General features: G+C 52.9%; 24 protein-coding genes. 4 read left to right on the top strand and 20 right to left on the bottom strand.

All coding sequences use genetic code 11. The features are described from left to right. Nucleotides 1-36: 36 nt before the first annotated feature. Entirely contained in the window at nt 37-378 is a 342-nt protein-coding gene (locus CDH47_RS08080; RefSeq protein WP_100639381.1) for a type II toxin-antitoxin system HicB family antitoxin, read from the bottom strand. Continuing rightward, complete coding sequence (locus tag CDH47_RS08075; protein WP_100639380.1) at nt 375-1,793, bottom strand: plasmid pRiA4b ORF-3 family protein; 1,419 nt, start codon at nt 1,791-1,793, stop codon at nt 375-377. The genes CDH47_RS08080 and CDH47_RS08075 overlap by 4 nt, the downstream gene beginning before the upstream one ends. Nucleotides 1,794-1,989: 196 nt before the next feature. Between CDH47_RS08075 and CDH47_RS08070 the strand changes: the two genes are divergently transcribed. Next, the gene (locus tag CDH47_RS08070) at nt 1,990-2,223 is read left to right on the top strand and encodes a DUF2281 domain-containing protein (protein WP_100639379.1); all 234 of its coding nucleotides are present in this window, start codon (nt 1,990-1,992) and stop codon (nt 2,221-2,223) included. 13 nt (nt 2,224-2,236) lie between these two features. On the opposite strand, the gene CDH47_RS08065 is transcribed toward CDH47_RS08070, so the two are convergent. Further along, entirely contained in the window at nt 2,237-2,491 is a 255-nt protein-coding gene (locus CDH47_RS08065; protein ID WP_100639378.1) for a BrnA antitoxin family protein, read from the bottom strand. Nucleotides 2,492-2,772: 281 nt separating this feature from the next. On the opposite strand from CDH47_RS08065, the gene CDH47_RS08060 reads away from it, so the two are divergent. Next, the gene (locus tag CDH47_RS08060; RefSeq protein ID WP_100639377.1) at nt 2,773-4,773 is read left to right on the top strand and encodes a hypothetical protein; all 2,001 of its coding nucleotides are present in this window, start codon (nt 2,773-2,775) and stop codon (nt 4,771-4,773) included. Between the two features lie 55 nt (nt 4,774-4,828). Here the strand turns inward: CDH47_RS08060 and sbcB are convergent, their stop codons facing one another. Both sbcB and CDH47_RS08050 read right to left on the bottom strand, forming a co-directional pair. After that, nucleotides 4,829-6,271, bottom strand: coding sequence for an exodeoxyribonuclease I (sbcB, locus tag CDH47_RS08055; RefSeq protein ID WP_100639376.1), 1,443 nt, complete (start codon nt 6,269-6,271; stop codon nt 4,829-4,831). A gap of 102 nt (nt 6,272-6,373) precedes the next feature. Continuing rightward, nucleotides 6,374-7,252, bottom strand: coding sequence for a hypothetical protein (locus tag CDH47_RS08050; RefSeq protein WP_100639375.1), 879 nt, complete (start codon nt 7,250-7,252; stop codon nt 6,374-6,376). Nucleotides 7,253-7,530: 278 nt separating this feature from the next. On the opposite strand from CDH47_RS08050, the gene CDH47_RS08045 reads away from it, so the two are divergent. Further along, nucleotides 7,531-8,562, top strand: a complete 1,032-nt coding sequence (locus CDH47_RS08045) for a response regulator (RefSeq protein WP_100639374.1) — start codon at nt 7,531-7,533, stop codon at nt 8,560-8,562. 3 nt (nt 8,563-8,565) lie between these two features. After that, complete coding sequence (locus CDH47_RS08040; protein ID WP_100639373.1) at nt 8,566-9,546, top strand: GGDEF domain-containing protein; 981 nt, start codon at nt 8,566-8,568, stop codon at nt 9,544-9,546. A 66-nt stretch (nt 9,547-9,612) separates the two neighbouring features. Here CDH47_RS08040 and CDH47_RS08035 read toward each other — a convergent pair whose 3' ends face one another. The 15 genes from CDH47_RS08035 to CDH47_RS07965 form a co-directional block, all read right to left on the bottom strand. Continuing rightward, nucleotides 9,613-9,981, bottom strand: a complete 369-nt coding sequence (locus CDH47_RS08035; RefSeq protein WP_100639372.1) for a histone-like nucleoid-structuring protein, MvaT/MvaU family — start codon at nt 9,979-9,981, stop codon at nt 9,613-9,615. A gap of 173 nt (nt 9,982-10,154) precedes the next feature. Continuing rightward, nucleotides 10,155-11,561: an MBL fold metallo-hydrolase RNA specificity domain-containing protein gene (locus CDH47_RS08030; protein WP_100639371.1), complete on the bottom strand. Its 1,407-nt coding sequence runs from the start codon at nt 11,559-11,561 to the stop codon at nt 10,155-10,157. A gap of 84 nt (nt 11,562-11,645) precedes the next feature. Next, nucleotides 11,646-13,589 carry a polysaccharide biosynthesis protein gene (locus CDH47_RS08025; RefSeq protein ID WP_100639370.1) on the bottom strand — a complete coding sequence of 648 codons (1,944 nt, stop codon included), beginning with the start codon at nt 13,587-13,589 and terminating at the stop codon, nt 11,646-11,648. 141 nt (nt 13,590-13,730) lie between these two features. Beyond that, complete coding sequence (nagB, locus tag CDH47_RS08020) at nt 13,731-14,483, bottom strand: glucosamine-6-phosphate deaminase (protein ID WP_100639369.1); 753 nt, start codon at nt 14,481-14,483, stop codon at nt 13,731-13,733. Nucleotides 14,484-14,808: 325 nt separating this feature from the next. After that, entirely contained in the window at nt 14,809-15,273 is a 465-nt protein-coding gene (locus CDH47_RS08015) for a hypothetical protein (RefSeq protein ID WP_153045474.1), read from the bottom strand. Next, nucleotides 15,197-15,550: a type II toxin-antitoxin system MqsA family antitoxin gene (locus CDH47_RS08010; RefSeq protein ID WP_100639367.1), complete on the bottom strand. Its 354-nt coding sequence runs from the start codon at nt 15,548-15,550 to the stop codon at nt 15,197-15,199. Before CDH47_RS08010 ends, CDH47_RS08015 begins: the two co-directional genes overlap by 77 nt. 213 nt (nt 15,551-15,763) lie before the next feature. Continuing rightward, nucleotides 15,764-16,015, bottom strand: coding sequence for a DUF2442 domain-containing protein (locus tag CDH47_RS08005; protein ID WP_100639366.1), 252 nt, complete (start codon nt 16,013-16,015; stop codon nt 15,764-15,766). After that, entirely contained in the window at nt 15,999-16,241 is a 243-nt protein-coding gene (locus tag CDH47_RS08000) for a DUF4160 domain-containing protein (RefSeq protein ID WP_100639365.1), read from the bottom strand. The genes CDH47_RS08005 and CDH47_RS08000 overlap by 17 nt, the downstream gene beginning before the upstream one ends. Nucleotides 16,242-16,314: 73 nt before the next feature. Next, nucleotides 16,315-17,481 (bottom strand): nucleotide sugar dehydrogenase, encoded by a 1,167-nt coding sequence (locus CDH47_RS07995; protein WP_100639364.1) that lies wholly within the window; start codon nt 17,479-17,481, stop codon nt 16,315-16,317. 20 nt (nt 17,482-17,501) lie between these two features. After that, nucleotides 17,502-18,677: a DegT/DnrJ/EryC1/StrS family aminotransferase gene (locus CDH47_RS07990; protein WP_100639363.1), complete on the bottom strand. Its 1,176-nt coding sequence runs from the start codon at nt 18,675-18,677 to the stop codon at nt 17,502-17,504. Between the two features lie 72 nt (nt 18,678-18,749). Then, entirely contained in the window at nt 18,750-19,760 is a 1,011-nt protein-coding gene (locus CDH47_RS07985) for an ATP-grasp domain-containing protein (RefSeq protein ID WP_161494484.1), read from the bottom strand. A 15-nt stretch (nt 19,761-19,775) separates the two neighbouring features. Then, nucleotides 19,776-20,303: a GNAT family N-acetyltransferase gene (locus CDH47_RS07980; protein ID WP_161494483.1), complete on the bottom strand. Its 528-nt coding sequence runs from the start codon at nt 20,301-20,303 to the stop codon at nt 19,776-19,778. Nucleotides 20,304-20,313: 10 nt separating this feature from the next. Beyond that, nucleotides 20,314-21,255 (bottom strand): 1-aminocyclopropane-1-carboxylate deaminase/D-cysteine desulfhydrase, encoded by a 942-nt coding sequence (locus CDH47_RS07975; RefSeq protein ID WP_100639360.1) that lies wholly within the window; start codon nt 21,253-21,255, stop codon nt 20,314-20,316. Next, nucleotides 21,252-21,857 (bottom strand): sugar transferase, encoded by a 606-nt coding sequence (locus CDH47_RS07970; RefSeq protein WP_100639359.1) that lies wholly within the window; start codon nt 21,855-21,857, stop codon nt 21,252-21,254. Before CDH47_RS07970 ends, CDH47_RS07975 begins: the two co-directional genes overlap by 4 nt. A gap of 273 nt (nt 21,858-22,130) precedes the next feature. Then, complete coding sequence (locus CDH47_RS07965) at nt 22,131-23,387, bottom strand: glycosyltransferase family 4 protein (RefSeq protein WP_100639358.1); 1,257 nt, start codon at nt 23,385-23,387, stop codon at nt 22,131-22,133. Nucleotides 23,388-23,534 lie beyond the last annotated feature (147 nt).

The raw sequence follows: 23,534 nt of genomic DNA, 5'->3' as shown, positions 1-23,534 counted from the left end.
CCAGGTTAACGTTAGTTCGCGAAGACTAAATTCGCACTACCTGGCCGCGACAAACGTCTCAATAGCTCTATGAACCGCTTCATTCAAACCCAGCCCATCTTCCGCCGCTTTCATCGCTAACTGCTGATGCAGTTCCCGGCCGATTCGAATATTGAACGACCCCTTAAAAGGCTTATTGGGCGGAACTCTCATGCGTTCACAATCTGCCAGGTATTCATCCACTGAGACTCTGAACTCTGCCTCCAGCCCTCTCAGGCTTTCCGCTTCATACGTCACCAGATCATTAATAAACAGAAGCTTCCCGTAGAGTACGCCCTGATCCAGATCGTGCTCGATAGAGCCTAGCTGCCCTTTGTACTTCATAACATTGCTACTCATAGCAGACCCCACGCTTTAACAAACACCCCCTCAAACAACCCCGTCCGTCGCATCATCTGCTGATCTTCCTTCCGCATTATCGTGTATTCCGGGCTCAACTCTATCAGCCCAAGCATCCGGCAAAGCGGTATCATTCTGAATTCCATCGCCCATCTTGCCTGCTGCTCTTCGCTTGCATAGCTAACCGGGTAAGCCGCCAGAGGTAAGCGGGGAAAGGCTCTTAGCATATCGCTGAGGTAATCCTGCACCGGCAACCACTGGCCGCCTTTTTTTGAGAGCAACCAGAAGATAAACGGGCCTATGTATTGCACATCCTCCATGCCTTCACTGTGGTCCATCCAGGCCCAGTTGAACTGTGAAAGCGCTGCAGAGAGCATGTCCATATAAAAGGTGAGCCAGCCCTTTTTCTCAATGCGCTTGGCGGCGGACTTTTTGAGCAGCAGGCGGCCTTTCTCCTTCTTGGTGAAACCGGCAACCTCCATCAGCACACGGGTGAGGTGCACGCCCAAAACATTCTCTTCCGAACGCGCCGCGCTGAAGCCCGCCATGGGGAATACAATGTCTTCTCCACCGGCTTCTATCATTGCCTTTACATGCTTGAGTGGGAGGTTGCCTTTACCTGTCAGGCGTATGCCCTTGTCGGCCATATCGTGGATCAGTGCTTTGGCCATGCGCATTACCGGGGCGGTATCCAGTTCTTGGTTTACGGCTTCGGCATCAAATATGGGCTTGAAGACTGAGGGGCAATTCAGCGGGCTTTGCAGTAACTCATGCACCTGGTTCGGGTTGAGGCCTAGGAAGTCACTGGCTTGCGGTGGAAAATCCGGCTCGGCTTCATTAAATAAGGCATCTCGTTCCAGAAGGATTTCATTAATCCCATCAAGGTCTACAAACTCAGGGTCAAATTGTTCACCGCCGCACCACTCCCGAACGGCTATGTGTTCCGGGTGGGCAGCATCTTCCATAGCGTCGAGAAATTCATAGAACCCAGGCAAGCCGCCAACATCTTCCGGCGGGCACTGGCGTACTGCTTGTATACATCTGGGCAGCGCCTCTGCTTGTTCGTTGGGTAGGATCTTTTCAAGCTTTACTTCGTGCTCCCAGCTATCCCCGAAATCGTATTCGTACTTCAGTTTCTGCCCTTCTTTATTCAGAACGCTGGAAACAGGCACGGTGGTTTCATCCAGAAATTCCATCATGCCGTCGAAGTCCTCGGCCGGGTCGCCAATCAAACGGCCGTTGCCAACCTGAAACAAATGCAAGTGATACCCCTGCCAGCCCATGGCTACTTGAATCATCCGGTGCAGGTCCTGAAAGTTGGTATCTGGATCAATCAGCAAGCGCCGCCAGATGGGTGGTCGGGCGCCGATGAGCGATATTTTGATTTGGTATGTGCTGGTAATTGGCGCGGGCATTCAGGCTCCGGTGTTTTGGGGTGGCATGGCGGGTTATTTGCTGGGCAATGTAACAGAGTTGGCCTTCGCTCGAAAAACCTTCTTTGGTGGTCCGAATACTCATGTGTTGCGGCACTTTTCGTGTGAGTAAACCAGCTAAACACCAGACATTGGTTGTGGTAACGTAAACCTTAAAGGAAAACTGAGGTTTTTGCCGATGCAACTCGACGAACTTATTAAAAGAGTCAGCCGACTACCTCCTTCAAAGCAACAGGAAGTGCATGATTTTGTGGCTTTTCTGGAGGCGCGGTACGCTAAAAAAAATCAAGACTCGCAAACCAGCTGGACAGAGCATGACTTCAACGCCATGAGCATTGAACAAGCTATGCGCGATATTGAAGACGAGCCAGAACTCTACTCGCTGGAGGATGTTCGGGAGCGTTGGCAATGAAAGGCTCCTAGCATCACGGCCTTGTAACCTGGCTCTCCATATACTGCCTCAGTAATTTATTAATTCTGGTCTGATACCCCTTTCCCTGCGCCTTGAACCACACCAGCACGTCTTCATCAATCCGCAAGGTTACTGGTTGTTTTGCTGGCACCCGAAGTTCGGCTTTTTTAAAGAAATCATCACCCAGCTCTGCAATATCACTGGTGTCGATCGCTTCGTCTTCCATTTCGACCAACCGTTTCCAATCTGTTTTAGATGTTTTGCTCATACATTTTCACCTCTCGTCTGGTGGCCTTTTCAATCATCCTACTCGAAACACATTACACACCCCTGTACTTACAGTTGTATGTACAAAATAGCAGAGATGCTGCCACGTCCCCACTCGAAATATTGAGCCAAACATCGAGCTAGTCGAGCGGCAAGACCCATGGAACTTACAAAAAACTGGCACACCTTTCGCAACACCTCTCCCAAAGCACAGCAAACAACCAAAAACTGCAGGCCTTTGCCGCAATTTTTGAACTTAGCGGCAGGTAGATGAGGTATCCCATGCAAGCCAAACATCACATTCAGGAATCCCATTCCCAACAGGCCCAGGCGGCGCGGCTGCTTCTGCAGGCTAATCTTGCTTATGGCGAGTCCAACAGCGGCGGGTTAAGCCATATTCAGCGCCTGCAGGCACGGCAGGAATGCCGTGTGTATCTGGAAGAGGTGATTGCGCTTGAGCCAAACAGCGCCGTTGCTCTTGGGTTGTTGGGGCGTGTGGAGATGGACGACGGGCAGCTTGAAAACGCCCACGACCTCTTTAATGCCAGCCTGCAAGTTCAGCCCGGCCAAGCGCAGCAATACGCCAACCTGGGTTACTGGGCCTTGAAAACCGAGCGCCCTGCTCTGGCGGAACAGCACTTCCTGCAAGCTTTGGACTTCGACCGGCAATCCGCCGCCGCTTTCTGTGGTGTGGCCCATGCCAAGCGGTTGCAGGGGCAGTTTGATGTGGCCTACCTGCATTACCGCAAGCTGCTGGAAACCGGCGCCGAGTGGGATTCGGTATATAGCGGCATGCTCTCTTGCGCTCAGCATCTTGAGGTGCACAAGGCAGATAGTGATCTGGCGCTGGATGCGATTTCTCTGCTTCGGCAGGAGGGTTTGCCTCATCAGGAGATCGGGCGTTTTGTGGGGGCGATCATTCGCCAGCAATACGATCTGGATAACCCACAGGCCGAGATTTTCCTGGATGCCGCCAGCACAGACGAACTGCTGATTCTGGCCCTGCAAAAAACACTCATGCCAGACCCCGCCGTGGAAGAACTGGTGGTGATGCTGCGCCGCGCCATTCTGGCAGAAGTTGCTCAAACCGTTGAGCTGCGCGATGAACTGCAACAGCTCACCCTTGCCATAGCACAGTATGCCGACCGCACTGGCTACGCACTGGCCGCAGAGGATGACGAAGAGCGGCTGGTTGCTGCGGTGAATGACAGCCTCAAAGCCCAAATTGTAATGGGTGAATCCCAGGAAGCTTTGACTGGTTCAATAATGATCAGCGCCATGTACGGTGCTTTGTTTCATCAGGATTTTGCCGTTCAATTGGGCCAGTGGAATCTGGTGGATTGGCCGCTGGCACTTCAGCCGGTTCTTGCCGCCAGCTACTACCACCGTGCGGAAGAAGAAGACATCAAACAGTGCTTTGATGAGAAAGCGGCAGAGCTGTGCCTGGATAAAACCGATGTGCCCCAAGCCTGGCCTGCTTGGTCAAAACTGGCTTACCGCACCGAAAGCAGCCTGAAATCACTGATGGCGACAGAGTTGGGATTGGATACAAACAAACTGCCAGAAACCCTGCGCATCATGGTGTGCGGTGCGCAATCCGGTCAGCGGGCTATGGAACTGGCCAGCTATCTGGCGGATGTGGAAGTGATCGCTGTGGATGAGTCTCTTGCCAACATCGCCAAAGCCACCCGCATGGCGGCTGAATCCGAGATCAGCAACATCGTGTTCTGGCCCTGGTCCATCGCCCAGCAATTTGTAGCGGATGGTCATCAAGTGCACTGGGTTGAAGTAGGCCGCCTGCCCTCCCCGGCCATGACAGAACTTTCTCTGGCTGCTCTCGTAAACAGCGCCGCCGGTTCTGGTGCCGTTGTGCACCTGCACACTTCCATCGCCGAGCAAACAACCGGCGACAAGCAGATGAGGAAACTGATTGCCGAGCACCGATTGCAACCAACCCGCTCTACCCTACGCCAGCTCCGCCGCATGGTACTCACCAACCGGCAAGATGCGACTTGGAAGAAGCTTGCTCAGGAAAATGACTTTTACAGCCTTGGCGGCTGCCGCGACCGCTGGTTCCAACCACAGGATGAAGCTCAGCTGAAAGACCTGATGGCGATGGTGAGTAACGAAGTGGAATGGAAGCTGATCAAAGCCCGGGACGAAGATGGGCATAGTTTGGCCACCAAGCCTGTTCAGACTCAAATTCAGGCCGAGGCGCTGGGGAGTGAGGTGCAGAGTGTGATGGGGCAAAATTTGAGTGTGTACTTCCAGCGGCGGCGTTGATTTAGCCGCGTAACAAACGCCCCCTCGTCTATTACAGAAGAGGGGGCGTTTTTGTTTAGATATAAGGAATCAAAGACTCCCCATACAAATGCAAATCCTCCAAAATCTGCTGCTTCTGCGGCGTCAGTTCCGGATCGCTCGCCAGCCGTTGCAACTCCAAACCAAATGCCTCCAGCGACAACCACCCTTTCTTCGGCGCCATCAATCGCTGGGTTCGGAACTGTTCCCATCTTTCTGCTTCTTCACTGGTCAGTGAATCCGGGTAATTCCGGGCACGGTAGCGGAAGAGCATTTCCTGCAGGCGCTCATCTTTAAAATTGAAAGTTTCTTCTACCAACAACTCCGGCGGCGTTTGCAGTACTCGGTTCAGTTCACTGCGATCCACTGGTGATATAAACCCGCCTGCGTAAAGCTGTTCATCCGGATCTGTCAGGTCGCTTTGGTGGGGCTGATCGAAGGCTTCTGCAATTCGCTGTGCTAATCCCGGGGCTTTTCTCAGTAGGGCTAGATTGGCACGAAGGGTGTCGCCGTCCAGTTCGAGTTCTTGCAGGCGTTCGGGAGAAAGCGTGGTGAGCATGTTCGCGGGTGCCAATACCGGGCACTTGTTCAGCTGCACGCCTTTTAGCGGGAAGCGTTTTTGCTCCCCCAGCTCCGCTTGCGAAGTAAACACCCGCTCACGTATCTGCTCAGGCGTGGCGTTGATCAATTCGCTCGGGTCTTCCCGCAGATCGTACACAATCACCAGGTTTTTATTGCTGGGGTGATCTGCAACCGGCGCGACCATGGCGCAGCAGCCGCGGGTAGCCGGGTATTTGGCGGAGATGTGCAGTACCGGCTTCATGGTTGCCGTATCCAGCATGGCCCGGGCAGAGTGTTTGTCTTTGTTGTTCAGTACGTAATCAAACAGCTTCGGCTGCTTTTCCCGAATCAGTTTGGCGACAGCCAAGGTTGCTTCTACATCCGACATGGCATCGTGGGCGGCTTCGTGGGTTATGCCGTTGGCGACGGTGAGTTCTTCAAGTTTGAAGCTGGGGCTGCCGTCTTCCTTGCGGGGCCAGTTGATGCCTTCCGGGCGTAGTGCGTAGGTTAGCCGCACCATATCAATAATGTCCCAGCGGGAATTGCCGTTCTGCCATTCCCGGGCATAGGGGTCGCGCAGGTTGCGATAAAGGGTGTGGCGAGTAACTTCGTCATCAAAACGCAGGCTGTTGTAGCCCACCACGCAGGTGCCGGGCTGGCTGAAGGCTTCATTTATCTGGCCGATAAATTCGGTTTCCGGAAAGCCTTCTTCCATGGCCTTTTGCGGCGTAATGCCGGTAATCAGGCAGGCTTGCGGATGGGGTAAATAATCATCGGTAGGTTTGCAGTAAATAACCAGCGGGTCTTCAATTATATTCAGATCCGCATCGGTTCGCACACCGGCAAACTGAGAGGGCCGGTCGTGTACCGGGTCTACACCAAAGGTTTCGTAGTCATGCCAATAAAACGAGCGGATCAAAGCCAGGCTCCAACAGAGAATAGAGTGAGATCAATGCACCCGATTCTAGCCCAGCGCTGGTATTCAAGTACATGTGCACCAGAACATCTGTAGGCGCGGTAATCAGAACAGCCTGGTGCCCATATCTGTTTGATGGGTTTGCAGGCGATCGACACCGTTAGTAATCAAGGCATTCATGTCTACCTTCATATTGGTAGGCAGATTAATGAACACACCTTTACCCGCATGGATCACATTGGTGCCAGTGGGGCTCTTCCAGTCCACACCCTCGTTCTGAAAGCCGATAAAGAAATCGTTAGTAAAACCAGTGGTCGTGCCCCCGTTATCTGCCCCCACAATAATCGACTGCAAGTGACTCAAAGGTGCGCAGTTAACGCCGGCTGCACAGTCTGCCGTGCCATCATTAATACCAATGTGGGTTGCCCGGTAATCGGTTGCAAGGCTGGCAGCATCGAACAATGTGGCATCGTGCTCCACACCTGTGGAATCGGTCAGTTTCATGCCGATGTTGCCACTGAAACTTCTGGTAAGCGAAGATGCTGACCCACGCGCCTGTCCAAATCCCAAACGAAATCCAGACAGCTGCATTTTGTCCGGAGTTTCAGCCAACTCGATGTAGGGCTGATACGCCTCAAAGGGCACAGCCTCTCCTGATGCGTAGGTGTTGCCGTCGTACTGAACGGTTGCCGCATCACGAGAGATATGGCCGAGAGCAACATGAGAAGCATCAAAATCCGAGCCTCCATTAATCATTCCGAATTTCGCATCATCCATATTCACACGGGTTTCCACATCCATGTTCAGAGTCATGCGAGTGAACTCATGATTCGGACCGGAAAGGTTCTCCACCTTCATAAATCCTTGCCCTGTCACATACCCCATAGCCATTTCTGACATAGGCTTGAGTTCCGCTTGGGCTAAACTCGACATGGCGAGACCAAGCACTATGTAGGCAGCGTATCCGCACGCACGAACGTTCATATCAGTTTCTCTTGTATTCATAAGCACCACGTACAGGCTTTAATTTTACCGATGCGCGCAGACAGCCTATACTTGCATTTAGCATCTTTCTTCTTGTTGCTGAAATGACACTATATCTGGGCGACTGGGTCAATGGAGTGCGGCCAGTCACAATCAGAAGTAACACTTCATTACATTTCATCAATCCTGAAATAGATCACAGGTGTCGTTTACGTGTACATATCATTGCGTACTGCTATAATTGCCAACCTGAAATCCAACACCTCCTGGCCATACCAATGACCACCCGCATTCTTATCTGCGATGACTCCGCCCTAGCCAGAAAACAGATGGCCCGCGCCCTCCCTGCAGGGCTTGCCGAGACCATCCTGTTTGCCAACGACGGTGTGGAAGCCCTGGCAAAGCTGCGCGCAGGCGAGGCCGACCTGATGTTTCTGGATCTCAACATGCCAGAAATGGACGGCTACCAAGTGCTGGAGCATGTGCGGGCAGAAGATCTACCCATCATGACCATCGTAGTTTCGGGCGACATACAGCCAGAAGCCCGGGAGCGGGTGCGCAAGCTCGGTGCCATCGATTTCATCAAAAAGCCCACAGACCTGGGGGTTGTCCTCAGCCTGCTCACCGAATACGGCTTTTACCGCCCTGGAGAACTGGAAAGCGCCGCCTTGAGCGATGGCGCGCTTAACCCGGATGACGGCACCCAAGCTCAGGAAATCTCGGTCTCTCTGAACGACTATCTTCAGGAAGTTGCCAACATCGCCATGGGGCGCTCGTCCGACCTGCTTGCCCGGCTATTGCGAGTTTTTGTGAAACAGCCCATCCCGAAAGTTGCGCTGATTGCCAACTCCGAACTCCATATGGCCATTTCTGCCGCCCACGACAGCGACACCTATTCCGCCGTGTGCCAAGGTTTCACCGGCTCAGGCATTGCCGGCGAGGCTTTGCTGCTGTTTGCAGATGCCAGCTTTCGGGAAATGGCAGAACTGCTCCACTACGACAGCCTTGAAGGTGAATCCGTAAACGTAGAGGTGCTGATGGACATGTCGAGCATCCTGTTCGGCGCATTTCTCAAAGGCATGGGCGATCAACTGGATCTGGAACTCGGCCTCAGCCATCCCAGCGTGCTCGGCCAGCACCGGCAGATCACAGATTTGCTCGAGCACCAGAACGCTCGCCAGGAACAACTCCTGTGCATTGAGATCAGCTACACCCTTGAGGAAAGGAATATCCATTGCGACATGCTGGTGCTGCTCACGGAAGATTCTGTGCCCTTCCTTGAACAACGTCTCCAATACCTGGTGGAATAAACCATGGCCATAAACGAATTTGAAGCCCAAGCCTTTCACTGGCTGGTGGATATGCTGGAATCCGTTGAAGTTGGCCTGGTGGTGCTGGACCTGGACTTCCGTGTGCAGGCCTGGAACGGCTTTATGGAAAACCACAGCGGCATTACCGCCAGTAAAACCCGCAACCAGGTGCTTTTTGAGCTATTCCCCGACATCCCCGAAGCCTGGCTCAGGCGCAAGGTGGATGCCGTAACACTGCTCAACACCCGCGCCTTCACCTCCTGGGAGCAACGGCCCTACCTGTTCCAGTTCCGCAACACCCGCCCCATTACCGGCACCGAAGAATACATGTTCCAGAACCTCACCATCAGCCCGCTTTCAGGCAGTACCGGGCAGGTGGAGAAGATCTGCATCATGGTGTACGACGTAACCGATATCGCCACTGGTAAGCGCGCTCTGGAACGGGCAAACGAGCAGCTCGCCAAACTCAGCAAAACCGACCGGCTCACCGGCCTGCTGAATCGCGGCACCTGGGAGAACCTGGTGGATGCGGAGTTCGAGCGCTTCCGTCGTTATGGTCATATAACCAGCCTGGTCATGTTTGATATCGACTTTTTCAAAAAAGTAAACGACTCTCATGGCCATTTGGCAGGCGATGAAGTAATTAAACATACCGCAAAAACAACGAGAGACTGTTTGCGATCATCAGACAGCATTGGCCGATATGGAGGCGAAGAGTTCGGAATTATATTGCCGGAAACCGACGCCGAAGGTGCGCGCATCATATGTGAGCGTATAAGGGAGGCCATAGAACAAAGTGTTGTTCAAACCACGATGGCACCGATCAGATACACAATAAGTGTAGGCATCTCGCAACTAAGCGGCAGCCCGGAAAATCACATGGCCTGGATGCAGCAGGCAGATGAAGCTCTTTATGCGGCTAAAAAAGGCGGAAGAAATCGCGTGGTTGTTTATGAAAACCCTGAGCCGCCTGTTTCGGGCTAGCAGTAGCACAAACTAAAAGGGCCGAATGAACATATCATTCGGCCCTTTTTTTATATCTTGAACTTATCAGTCTTGCTGCCAGCTCTGCACGGCTTCTTTGCCGTGTTGTTTACGCCACTCGTTCAGTACCTTGTGATTGCCACCCCGGGTTTTAACCACTTCACCCGTGTGCGGGTTGGTGTAGGTTTTCATGGGGCGCTTGGCACGGGTGCCCGTGCTGCTCTGTGGTTTTTCCGCAGCGATAGAAGGGTCGATGGCGGCCAAAATCCGCAGCACGTGCTTCGGCGTCTTGTCGTACTCTTCCATAAGCTCACGAATGCTGCTTTCAAAGGCCAGTTCACGCTTCAGGGACTGATCCTGTTCCAGCTGGTTAATCTCGTTTGCAAGCTGTTCCATTAGCTGCTTCTTCTGATAATAATCGTTAATCTTTGCCATGGAAATAAAACCTTATAGTTTCTGTGGGCTCTAGAATTTAAGCTGAGCCAAACTAAACGCCCGCTCAAGGGGCTTGCCAAAACACTCCGGCATAATAAGTCATAGATTTATACATGGCAAAGATTATTTATTTAAAAGCCTTTAACAATTCCCCACATAGGTTTAATTAACTATTAGCCCGGTATCACAATTCCCGAATAACCCAAGCTCTCAAGGCGCTGTTTAAATGCCTGCTTTGCCGAAGCATCACCATGCACAATACGAACCTCATATGGTTTAACCGGAATGCCTTCAATAAAACGAATTAAATCCGATTGCCCGGCATGGGCAGAATAACCACCCACCTGGTGCACACGCGCCCGTATATCAAACCGCTCACCATCCAACTCTACCCAACCGCCACGGGGGCCATACGCAAGAATATCCCGCCCCGGCGTACCCGCCGCCTGATAGCCCACAAACAACACATCGTTTCGGGCTTCGCCAAGCATCGCCTTAAGATAATTAACCACCCTGCCCCCGGCACACATGCCAGAACCCGCCAGCACCACACAGGGCCGAAGGGAGCGCGCGAGATAATCCACCGCGTTAAGATGATTCTCGTGGGAGTTGATCACCGTTAACTGCTCAAACGACAGCGGGTGCCGGCCCTGCCGGAGCAACTCCACCGCCTCGCCACTCCAAAACGGTTTTAGCTGGCGATAAATCCTCGTAAATTCTGCCGCCAAGGGCGAATCCACCACAATTTCCAGATCACTCCAGGCCAGGCCATCGGTTACACAGTCGGTTCCAAACTCGTGTATCAGCCCCTCGATTTCGTACAACAATTCCTGAGTGCGACCAATACTGAACGCGGGAATCAACACCGTACCGCCATCGGCCAGCGCCCGTTCCAGAATGACCTTCAGGCGATAACGCCGGGTTTCCCGGCTTTCGTGATCCTTATCACCGTAGGTACTCTCAATCACCAGCCGATCCGCCCGTTCCGGCGAGGCAGGCTCCTGCAGCAAAGGCGCATGGGGTGCGCCCAAATCGCCACTGAACACAATCCGCTCCTGCTCTTCGCCGGCAACCGCCTCACACTCAACATAGGCCGAACCCAGAATATGCCCCGCCCGCTGCAATCGTACCGAAAGTGAACTGTCGGGCTCTGCAAACACCTCATGCCACTGCCCATAAGGCACAGGCACAAGCCGGGAACGAATCAGCCCAAGCACCCGCTCAATCAGCTGCCTATCCCGAGTGAAACCAATCTTTAACGCATCCTCCAGGATTTCCGGCAGCATGATGGCGGAAGGCTCGGAACAAATAATCGGCCCCTCAAACCCCGCCGCCAATAAATAAGGAATGCGGCCCACGTGGTCGATATGCACATGGGTAACCACTAACGCGCGGATGTGATCAATGGGGAAATCAACGGAGAGATCGGAAGCGCTGGCACCATCGCCTTTTTCCTGCCCCTGGAACAGGCCGCAGTCGATGAGAATGCCAGCGGAAGCGCCCTGCCCGGAACTGAGGGTAAGCTCGTGGCAGGAACCGGTAACGCCAGAGGTGGCGCCGTGGTGGGTTATGTTAATCATGGTCAACAGTCCTTGTTGTGTCTCCCCCTCCCTTTACGGGAGAGGGGCTGGGGCGGTCCGACGTATCGGAGAGGGTGAATCTAATCAAACCGGCAACCGGTGAACCTTTCCGGTGCTGCTCTCCCCATCAAGCGGCCCAACCTGCTTGCCATTGCACCAAACCAAATCCGCAACATCACCATTGGGCGCAAAGCCCGTCGGCGCTTTTTTCAAGGTGTCGACAATCAAGCGACAATCAAAATCCTGGCTGGCACGGGACAGTTTATTGAGCACCACTTCCAGCTCCTCCCAGGGCATAGAAACCTCCCGGGCCATCATAATACGGGGGTGGGAAGTACCCTGTGGGTCGTCGCCAATCAGCAACTCCTCATACAGTTTTTCACCGGGGCGCAGCCCAGTAAACACCACCTCAATATCACCCTCAGGCTGGTCCGGGGTTTTCTCCACGAGCCCCATCAGGTGAATCATCTTTCGGGCGAGGTCGGCAATCTTCACCGGCTCGCCCATATCCAACACAAACACCTCACCACCCTGGCCCATGCTGCCGGCCTGTAGCACCAGCTGGCTGGCTTCCGGGATGGTCATGAAGTAGCGGATAATATCCTGATGGGTCACCGTAATCGGCCCGCCGTCGCGTATCTGGTCGCGGAACAAAGGCACCACAGAGCCGGAAGACCCCAACACATTACCAAACCGGACCATGGAAAAAATCGTTTTGCTCTGGCGCTGCGCCAAACCTTGCAGTACCAGCTCTGCCATACGCTTGCTGGCACCCATTACGTTGGTGGGGCGAACCGCTTTGTCGGTGGAAATCAGTACAAACCGTTCAACCCCCGCCGTAATCGCTGCCTCTGCCGCATGCAAAGTGCCGAACACATTGTTCTGAACACCTTCAATCACATTATGCTCAACCAAAGGCACATGTTTGTAGGCGGCGGCGTGGTATACCGTTTGAATGCCAAAACTGCGCATCACCGTTTCACAACGGCGGCGGTGAACCACACTGCCCAGAAGGGGGTGAATTTCAACATCCAGCCCATCAATACGGTTAATCGCCTGTAGCTCGCGCTCAATGGCATACAGGGAAAACTCGGACTGCTCAAACAACACCAAAACCCGAGGCCGATGGTGAATGATCTGCCGGCACAGTTCGGAGCCAATGGAGCCACCGGCACCCGTTACCATCACCACCTTGTTGTACAGGCTTGCCGCTACCTGGGCGTTATCCGGGCGCACAGGATCCCGCCCCAACAAGTCTTCAAGTTCCAGATCACGGATATCGTTGATGCGGGCATGGCCGGCGACCAATTCACTCATGGAGGGAACAGTTTGAACGGGGAGTTTGAGGGATTCCAACCGCTTCAGAAGCTTACGCCGGTCGACCTTTTTCTCGGCATCCAAGGCCAGCAACAAACGCTTTACCCCATGAATACGAACCGCATCCTCCAGATGATCCAGAGAAAACACCGGTATACCTGCTATCAAGGCCTTGTGGTTAGCAGGCAGCAACCCGATAAACACCACCGGGTGGTACTCCGTACCCTCCTGCAAAGCCTTGGCCAACTGGGCACCGGTTTCGCCCGCCCCCACAATGGCCACCCAATCCTTGCCCCGATTGGTGGAGTGATGCACCAGCATACGCACACTCATGCGGCTGCCGCCTACGAAAATGAAAGCCAGAGCTGCGTATATTATGGGAACCGAGCGCGGCACCTGAACCTGCAGGCTGTAACCAAGGATGATCAACAAAAGGGCCGAAATACCCACACCGGTGATAATGGTGAGAAACGCCCGGTCACTCATGTAACGGACAACGGCACGGTAGAGGCCGAGGCGGACAAAAACACCCAGAGTAAACACCACCGTAAGAGCGGAGACCAGTAACTGCCCCTTGTTGGGCAACCACAGGCTCTCTTCCAGGCGCAAGGCGAAGGATCCCCACAGGGCAAAGGAAAGCGCTAAAGCATCAACCGCAACGGAGACAAGGCGCTTTTGTAAACGGGGCAATCCCAGGAACTGCTTAAACATACTATTTATGATCCCTCAAAACCGTAAAATCCCTCACGAGAGAGCACCCTGACCGAACACCCCCCTCTTCCCTAGCGGGAGAGCACAGAATACTCCCCTCTCCCCTTGCGGGAGAGGGGCCGGGGGAGAGGGGGGCCCTCATCACCCCGCAACCCAATCCACAATTTCACCCGGCAAAAAGGCCGCCGCCTCCCGGTCCAGCACAATCGTCACATTAGGGTGCTGCTTCAACGCCGAGGCAGGCAAAGCCTCATCCACACCACTGTGGAATAACTCCGCCATAACTGTTGCCTTTTTCATACCGGTCGCCAGCAGAACAATCTCTTTGGCTTCCAGAATATCCCGAATACCCATAGTAATTGCACGGGTAGGCACTTCCCTCTTATCGACAAAAAAACGACCGTTGTCCAGCCGGGTTTGCTCAGAAAGCTCAATCACATGGGTTCGGCTGGAAAAACACGTATAAGGCTCATTGAAACCAATATGGCCATTCGAGCCAATACCCAACAGCTGCAAATCCAATCCGCCTGCCGCCCGGATTGCTTCAGAATAAGCCTGGCAGGCCCCCTCTACATCCGCAGCCATGCCATCCGGAAGATTCACTTTCTCTTTTGGAATGTTCAGCTTGCTAAATACATATTGGTGCATGTAATAACGATAGCTCTGAGCATGCTCTGCATCCAGACCGATATATTCATCCAGATTAAACGTAGTGAGCTGGGAGATGTCGACAGGATCGCTCTGCAAACACTCCACCAGGCGGTGATAAACGGGCTCCATGGTGCTGCCCGTTGCCAAGCCCAGGTTGGCACATGGGTTGGATTGAACCTGGTTGAGGAGGCGCTGCGCGGTATAAAGTGATGCTTCGTTTACTGTGTCAAAAATTTTATACATTGTTGCACTTCGCTTTCAACAATCAGATTCGGCGGCTTTTAATTGCCCTCGCCCCTGGCGGGAGAGGTTTACGGCATAGACCAAGATCACTACTCTCGAAATGATGAGCCGTTCTCAGTGATCTATCAGCTCACTGCAGCCTCAAATTTGAGCCGATAAAAGCAACTTAACGGCTCAATTGGTCCGTAGCGGGCAGCGTAGGTGGGCAGATCGTTGAAGTATTTGCGGTTGCTCAGTAGCGCTGACCTTGTCGGGATCAATATCCAGAGCCACCACTTCAATTGTGCTGGGCCAGCATCGCCTAGGCAGCCAACCCGCACCGGCACTAGTCCTTTGGCTTCATTAGTGGAATTGAAGGCCGGGGTAGTTTTGCTTCGGCACTTACCCGCAAAACATGCTCACGCCAGAATGGCCAAACGTTATGCACTGCATTGAAGCGCAAAAACTCCGCTATCTCGTCATCCGTCATCTTTTCACTATAGCGATAAACTGCACAAAATGTTGCTTCAACTTCTGCATGGACAGCGACAGCACCGTCGCTTTCTTCCTCGCCCTCATCAGAAGCGGACACAAACCTTAGCCCAACGGTCACAAGCGCGCGCAGCAAGCCGCTCTTTTCTTCCACATCTTCTTCTGTACCAAGAATATCCGCTGTAACAGCTAACTTGTTCTGCTGGCGAATTTGCTGCAAGGATATGCCGGAGTCAAAATTCTTATCGCGGGTTAACCTGCCTGGCTCCACTTTGTGCAATCTCACCACGCTCATATTTTGAAAAAGCATTTCGGCCACCACCAAACAACTCTGCAGCTTTATGCTGGGTTAGGCCAAGCACTTCCCGGGCTCGACGAATTTCCTTTGGCGACAGAAGGCCATCGGCGTGGCGCTTCGCAGCCAGAATCGCCTGATCATTTTTTCGAATCTGCTCTGTCGCCACAAACTCGCGGCCGCAGGCTTTGCATACCGAGTATGCCAAATCAACTTCTAATCGAAAGGATTTATAGCGAATCTGCTGCGCATCACTTAATGCACCAACACGCTCAGAACCACACAATTTACAACCATTCATCGCTAAAACCTCTCATTAACCGAACCGAGGCAGGTGAAAAGAAGCCACGCTGATAACCAGGCATTCGTTCAACAGCGCGAACTTTACGTACAGTTCGTCCATCTCGCCCTCTTCACCATCAGGCCTTTCATATTTTGTGATGTAGGCATCTACCTGCGGGCCATTGCCATAATCATGAGTTTTATCAAACTCGCCAGGCCGATCACTCAGACACTAAGCTACACGCTCACGCTTTGGGTGCGTTTGATCACCCAGCCCATCGAGTATCCCTTGTACGCTAATATCTTCATCCAGGGCATCCCAGTGGATACCATGAACGCTCAGTTCATAATCTGCACGGCTTGCACTATTGGCATTGAATAAACGGGGAAACCAAACCAACGGCGCACCCACTGTGCGACCATCCGACAACAGCACCCAAAGATTATCCTCATCAAACCAGACCTTCTCAGGCGAAATAGTCATGCCACGCTTCCTCTAACAGATTCTGATTTGCCTGCACCACTTCCCACAATACCCGAATAGTACGGGCATCAAAACCGTCGTTTCTTGCAAGCGATACCTCAGGAGACAGCCAGAACTTGGCTTCTGCTCCACCTGCACGCACATGAATATGAACAGCCTCCGGTGGATCTCCCTCGTTGGAGTAGAAAAAGAACTTAAAACCTCGGTATCTGAATACTACCGGCATTAACACCTCCGTCCTTGGAGTAATAGTTTAGACCAAAGGGGTCTGACACTCGCGACCGAATCCTGCCTGCCCCTCAATCACTACCAAACAAGTCGCGGGTATAAACCTTCTCTTCTACATCAGCCAACCTCTCACTCCGGCGGTTGGCCACTATCACATCCGCTTCCTGCTTAAATGCATCCAAATCGCGAATAACGCGGGAATGGAAGAACTCATCCTCGGCCAACTCCGGCTCGTAAACAATCACCTCAATACCCTTGGCCTTAATGCGCTTCATAATGCCCTGAATAGCCGAAGCACGGAAGTTGTCGGAGCCGGATTTCATCACCAGGCGGTATACGCCCACCACCTGCGGTTTGCGTGCCAGGATGTCATCAGCAATAAAGTCCTTGCGGGTGCGGTTGGCATCTACTACGGCTCTGATAAGGTTGTTGGGGACCTCCTCGTAGTTGGCCAACAATTGTTTGGTATCTTTGGGCAAACAATAGCCACCATAGCCGAACGAGGGATTGTTGTAGTGGTCACCAATACGGGGATCCAGGCCTACGCCGTCGATGATCTGTCGGGTATTCAGCCCGTGGCGGGCAGCGTAGGTGTCCAGTTCATTGAAGTAGGCCACGCGCATGGCTAGGTAGGTGTTGGAGAACAGCTTAATGGCCTCAGCTTCGGTGCTGTCCGTAAACAACACCGGCACGTCTTGTTTCACGGCGCCCTGCTTCAGTAGCCCGGCAAATACTTCCGCCCGCTCCGAGCGCTCACCCACAATAATGCGAGACGGATACAGGTTGTCGTGCAGCGCCTTGCCTTCACGCAAAAACTCAGGCGAGAAAATAATATTGTTTGTCTCAAAACGCTCGCACAGCTCACGAGTATAGCCCACCGGCACAGTGGATTTGATGATCATCACTGCACCAGGGTTTATCGCCATCACATCCTGAATAACCGATTCCACAGTGTTCGTGTTGAAATAGTTGGTCTTAGGATCGTAATCGGTGGGCGTGGCAATCACCACGTAATCTGCACCCTGGAACGCCTGCTCCTTGTTCAGCGTGGCGGTGAAGTTCAGGTCTTTATTGGCCAGGAAGTCGGAGATTTCTGCATCGACAATCGGACTCTGGCGATCGTTCAGCAAGTCTACTTTCTCTGAATCAATGTCCAGGGCTACTACCTCGTTATGCTGGGCCAGCAGCATGGCGTTCGAAAGGCCTACATAACCGGTGCCGGCGATGGCGATTTTCATGCAAAACTCCTGAGATCGGTTTATTGAGCGGCCCGTGTCATCACATCAGCTAAAACGTCACAGGTTTTCTGGATTTCCTGTTCGGTAAGCGTAGGGTGTACCAAAAACATCAGGCTGGTCTCCCCAAGCTCCCGGGCGACAGGCAACCTTTCCTCCGGCCGCCAGCCGGTATTATCAAACGCCTTTTCCAGATAGACCTCGGAACAAGAGCCCGAGAAACAAGGCACACCCGCCTCAACAATTTCATTCTGAATCCGGTCCCTGTCCCAGCCCTCTCTCAGCTGCGAAGGCTCAACAAACACATAGCACTTGTATGCGCCATGCTCCACATCCGCAGGAATTTCTGGAACGCGCAAACCGGGCAACTTCGATGCAGTTTGCCAGATTGCACTGGCGTTCTTCTGGCGTGCATTTGTCCAGCTCTGCATGCGTTTGAGTTGTATGCGGCCAATCACCGCCTGCATCTCGGTCATCCGCCAGTTGGTCCCAAAGCTCTCATGCAACCAGCGGAAGCCGGGGGCGTGCTGGCGCTCGTAGACCGCCTCCCAGCTTTTGCCGTGGTCTTTAAACGACCACATCTTCGACCACAGGGCTTTGTCATTGGTGGTCACCATGCCACCCTCCCCGCCGGTGGTCATGATCTTGTCTTGGCAGAACGACCAGCACCCCACATGACCAATCGCCCCCACCGAACGCCCTTTATACCGGGTACCGTGGGCCTGGGCGCAGTCTTCAATCACGTACAGCCCGAACTCGTCCGCCAGCTCCATAAAGCCGTCCATGTCGCAGGGCCAGCCGGCCAGGTGCACGCATAAAATCGCCCGGGTGCGAGGGGTGATCACCTTGCGCACGGTTTCCGGGGTAATGTTCTGGGAACCCGCATCCACCTCCGCAAACACCGGCACCGCTCCGGCGGTCACAATGCTGGACGCCGAGGCCAAAAAGGTGCGCGGCGTAACCACCACCTCATCGCCTTCGCCAATACCCAACGCCTTCAACGCCAAGTCCAGCGCCACGGTACCGTTGGCGAGAGCAATGGCGTATTTAGATTCTGCAAACTCAGCAAACTCCTTCTCAAATTCCCGGCACTCCTGCCCTGTCCAGTAATTTACCTTGTTAGAGAGAAGTACATCACGTACTGCATTGGCCTCTTCCTCAGAAAAAGAAGGCCATGGGGAAAACGGTCCGTTCAGCATGTTTACCCTGAATATGTAGTTAAATAAATGTTTCTGAATAGGACATGTGTAAAGGGGGGCTTAGGGGAAAAGCTAGAGACTTACTGGAACCTCAACCAACGTATCGCACTTGGCAAACCCCTTGCCTACAGCATAACCATACTCACCCAGCGCCTTGCCCTGAAAATCATCGAGCAGCATCTGTACGTGGTTAGCACCAGCCAGGTGGGTAAAAGGATAGCCTCCGCCGAATCTCGGGTTGAACTCCAGCAGGTAGAACTTGCCATCCCGCTCCAGGAAATCACAGTCCATATTTCCCCGGTGCGGCAAAGCTTTTGCAATTTTAGAGACCATCTCCTCGAATGGCTCAGGGGCCACGGTTACCGCCTTATCAGTTTCACCTGCACGCATGGCAAGCTTCCGTTTGACGGTGAATCCAATGAAACTCCCTTGCTGGCCATAAAGGATATCCACGCCGTATTCCGGCCCCTGAATGACCTCCTGAATAATCACCGACTCCTCAGCCCCCAGAGAAGACAGTGCACTTTTCGCCACTGCCTTCCGGCAGGCTTCAAAACCGGTTTCCAGATCGCCCCGGGTTTCGACCACGTACAGGCCGATAGAGGCACTGCCCCAGCGCGGTTTGACAATCAGCGGAAACTGAACTCGGCCAAGTTCCAACGCATCAAGAGCACCAGCCACAGTCAAAAAGGTTTCGGGTGCCGCTACACCAATTTCGCGGACGAACTCAAAGGTACGCCATTTGTCCGCACACACTTCCAGAGTTGGCACGGGCGGCACATAAAACATCGCTCCGGTTTCCTGCTCTAGCGCGGTACGGCTTTCTGCCAGCAGCCCAATTTCCAGATCATTCAGGGAGAAAACCAGATGAATGTTTTCTTCCATAATCACCTTCTTGAGTGCGTCAAGATAGCCCGGATCAAACACTTCAGGAACCTGGTGCGCAACATCACAGGCCTGCAAGGCAGGCGCAGATAAATCCATATCCGTGCCCACAACGCGACCAGACTGGCCAAGGGCTTGTTTGAAATAAGTGGCAAGGTAGTGGCGCCTGCCGGCGCAGGTGAGAAGTACGTTTAACATCATGAGTCCTTAAAATCAGAGAGCAGCGTAAAGCCCGTTTCCTTCCCACTCTTCCCTTAGAATTGATAAAACATACTGGTCCTTCAACTCGCCATGGGACCAGATATCTTTTCGCAAAAAACCTTCCGTTGTCCAGCCAAGCGCCGATGTGGCCTTCACTGCACGCTCATTCTCGGCTAACTGGTAAAGGTAAATTCGCTCAAACCCAAGCTGGGCAAAACCATAGTTCACCAGCAGCTTATAACCGTCCCTACCAAACCCTTTACCCCAGCAGTTCTTGTCCCCCACAAAAATATAAAGTTCAGCTTTACGAGCCTTTGCATTGATGTTGATAAAGCCACCAAAGCCGATCACTGCAGTATCTTCGTTTCGGGTAAACGCGAAATCGACACGGTTAGAAGCAAGCACGTTTTTCGAAAACCAGGCTTCTGTCTTGGCTAAAGAAGTCGGGTAATCAAAGTTCAGAGTTCTCTGAACCTCAGGATCATTCAAAAACTCCACACGTTTTTTCAGGTGATCCCGTTCGAGCAGTTGTAGGGACATTCGTTTACCCTTAAGTTGAAAACCTGCCATCAGAAACCCCAATTCGCTGTGAATTCATGGAGGTCAAACTCAAAAGACCTCCCGTATGCCAAAAAACAACCCGACTCCCGGCCGCAATCTCACCAGTCTCCACAAGCTGGGCCAAGCCAAACATCGCCTTGCCCGTATAAGTCAGGTCTAGAGGGATACCCTCCGCCCGAATAACAGACTGCACAAAGCTCATCAACTCGGGACTATATTGCTCATACCCGCCAAACCGGTATTCATCCCGAAAATCAACCCGATCTTCGGGGAAATCAGCAGGCAGCAATTTCATAATCTCTTCAATACCGCGCTGCTTCATCCGGGCGACGGAAACACCCACCACAGCCGTGCTCCAGCCCTGGCGCTCTATCCCAGCCAGCAAACCGGCCTGAGTTCCTCCCGTACCGGAGGCATGTACAATGTAATCCGGCGCATCGGGCAGTTCTGCCACGGCATCAGCGTATGCCGCTACACCCTCCGGTGCGTGGCCGCCGCCGGGGATTACACACACCGATTTACCAATAGCAGCAAAACCCTGCTTCAAATGCTCAATGGTCGGGCCAATCTCCTGGCTATTAACGTAATGCGCAACAGCTCCGGCACTGCGATAGAAAAATGAATTCCCCACAGTCTTATCTTCTGGCTCACTCCCGTGCAGAACAAGATGAACCTCGCAACCAAGTTGCGCGCCCATCATCGCAACAACGCGGGCGTGGTTGGATTCCGCTCCGCCGCTGGTTATCAAGACATCGGGAACGGTGTCGCCCTTGCAGGCTGCACTCAAAATAGCAAAGTTCTTACGAACCTTATTGCCGCCCATCCACTGGGGGATCAAATCATCTCGTTTTACCCATAGATCGATGCCCCACCGGTCGGATAAAGTATCGAGTCTGTAAAACGGTGAAGGTAAATTAGGCTTTGCAATCATTTCTGCGCCCGCCGTTCGTCACTCAACTTTTGATACAACTCAGAGGGCACCACTACCACGCCTTCACGTTTGAACACCTGGTAAATGGTTTTGAAAATAATCTTGATATCCAGCCATAGCGTTTGCGTTTTTACGTACTGAACATCGTATGCGAGCCGGTCGTCCCACGTGGTAGCGTTGCGCCCGCTAACCTGCGCCAACCCCGTAACCCCAGGCCTAACAGTATGCCGCTGAGCCTCTTCCTCGGTGTAATAGTCCATGTACTCCATCAACAAAGGCCGAGGCCCCACCACACTCATATCTCCCTTCAACACATTCCACAGCCCTGGCAACTCATCCAGACTGGTGGAACGTAGAAACCGGCCAAAGGGCGTAATGCGCTCGGAATCCGGCAGCGGCTTGCCGTTTTCATCGTAGGCATCTAGCATGGTGCGGAACTTGATCATCTCGAAGGGCTTGCCGTGGAGGCCAGGACGAGTTTGTTGGAAGATTACGGGAGAACCCAGTTTTCTGCGGACTTGCCAGGCAACGATAAGGATAACGGGGGAAAGAAGTAGCAGGCCGAAAGTGGCCGCAAATATGTCGAAAATACGTTTTAGCATGCAGAGCTCAATCGAATAAGTGGATCGATGTCAGTTGGGGAAGTGTCGCAGGTTTGTGACGACACAAACCTGCACAAGTCATAACGAACCAGAATGCTCGCAAACGTGGGTAAGCTACAGGACCAGCTTCCCACATTAGGTGGTACTTTATCATACCGGGGGTGCTGATCCAGACCGCGCAGCCTTGGGTTGCGTACCATTTGATGGTCGGGGATTCGAGGAAATCCATGACGTATGACTTCCTTAATTGGCAGAAGTCTTTCGCCCCCAGTTTCAGCTATAATCACCTGGAGCAATTTCCACTGCCTTGTCCGGCTGCCGATCCTTCACTGCTTGGAGGACATTCATCAATTGATCCGCCAACTTATCACGATCGAAACTCTTTTCAGCCAACTGTCGTGCGGCTCTACCTGCTTCTTCCAGCCAATCCGAATCGTGCATTTTTACATCCAACTCAGCAGCCACGTTCTCAGGTGATTGCTGCCACATAGAGAGTCCGCAGCCGTTGGCTATTACCAAATCATGCATCCAGCCACCATAGTTGAGCATGATCGGCGTACCCGAGGCCAATGCATCGAAAAACTTATTAGCTGAATTCGGTCGCATTTCCGGCAGGTCAATAAAAAGGGCTGACGCCATAGTTGCCGCGCTAAGCAAAGCGGGAATTTCCCTTTTTGGCAGTTTCTCTTCGATGAAGAAGTTCTCGCCAAAAACGCCAGCCTGTTTTGCTTGCTTTTTGATCTTTGCCTTTTCAGCGCCGTCCCCCACCAACAGAATACGAATATCTGAGTTGCTGGCTAGCAACTCTTGGGCAATGGGTACCATATAGCCTACGCCGTTCGTTGGCCCAAAGGTGCCAGTATAAACCAACAATGGCTTGTCACCCAGCCATTCGCGCGCTGCACGAAAACGGGAAGCGGCCTCGGCATCAAACTGAAACTCGGTATTATCACTACTGTTGGGAATCACGGCCACTCGATCTGCAGGGAACCCTGTACGCACCACACCTTCTTTCATACCAGGCGACAGCGCAATAACGGCCTGCGAATTATGGTAGGCCCAATGTTCCAGCTTATGGGCCACGAACCGAAGCAGTGGGTTCTTTAACGCGCCTACAGCGACCGGCATCTCTGGCCACAAGTCCCGAACTTCAAATATCAGCGGGATTTTTTTCTTACGGGAGGCAGGCACAGCCGGTAATGCGATGGTCAGTGGTGTGCTCGTGGCAAAGATAAGATCTCCATCGAGCTCTACCGCTTTCTTCCTCGCAGCCAAAGCAAAGGCAAAAAACGCTTTCACGCGCTGAAAAAAGCCCATGTGGTTGGAATATGGCACAGGATACCAATACACCTGAATGCCGGCTTCGTCGGTTTGAAACCAGCCCTTTTTAGGGGCCTCAGACTCCCGGTAGCTGGTAACCATGTGGACTTCATGCCCAGCGGCCACCATGCGGCGGGCCATTTCGTAGGAGCGGGTACCACCGGACATTTTGGGTGTATTGAAGTATTGGTGGAGGTAGATGATTTTCATAACAACCAAGAATTAAGTAGAGTTGTGTTAGGGAGGGTCTGATTAATGCCTGATTTCTCGCTGAATAACTTTATTAGCTCGAAAAAAGCTATTCAAAGGCAATTTAGGCACGCTCAGCCCCTCTACTTGTTCGTTTTTTGCCCGTTT

Source organism: Marinobacter salexigens (assembly GCF_002806945.1).
Classification (GTDB): domain Bacteria; phylum Pseudomonadota; class Gammaproteobacteria; order Pseudomonadales; family Oleiphilaceae; genus Marinobacter; species Marinobacter salexigens.
Note: the sequence above shows the minus strand (reverse complement) of the source record. Positions and strands in the feature narration are given on the sequence as shown.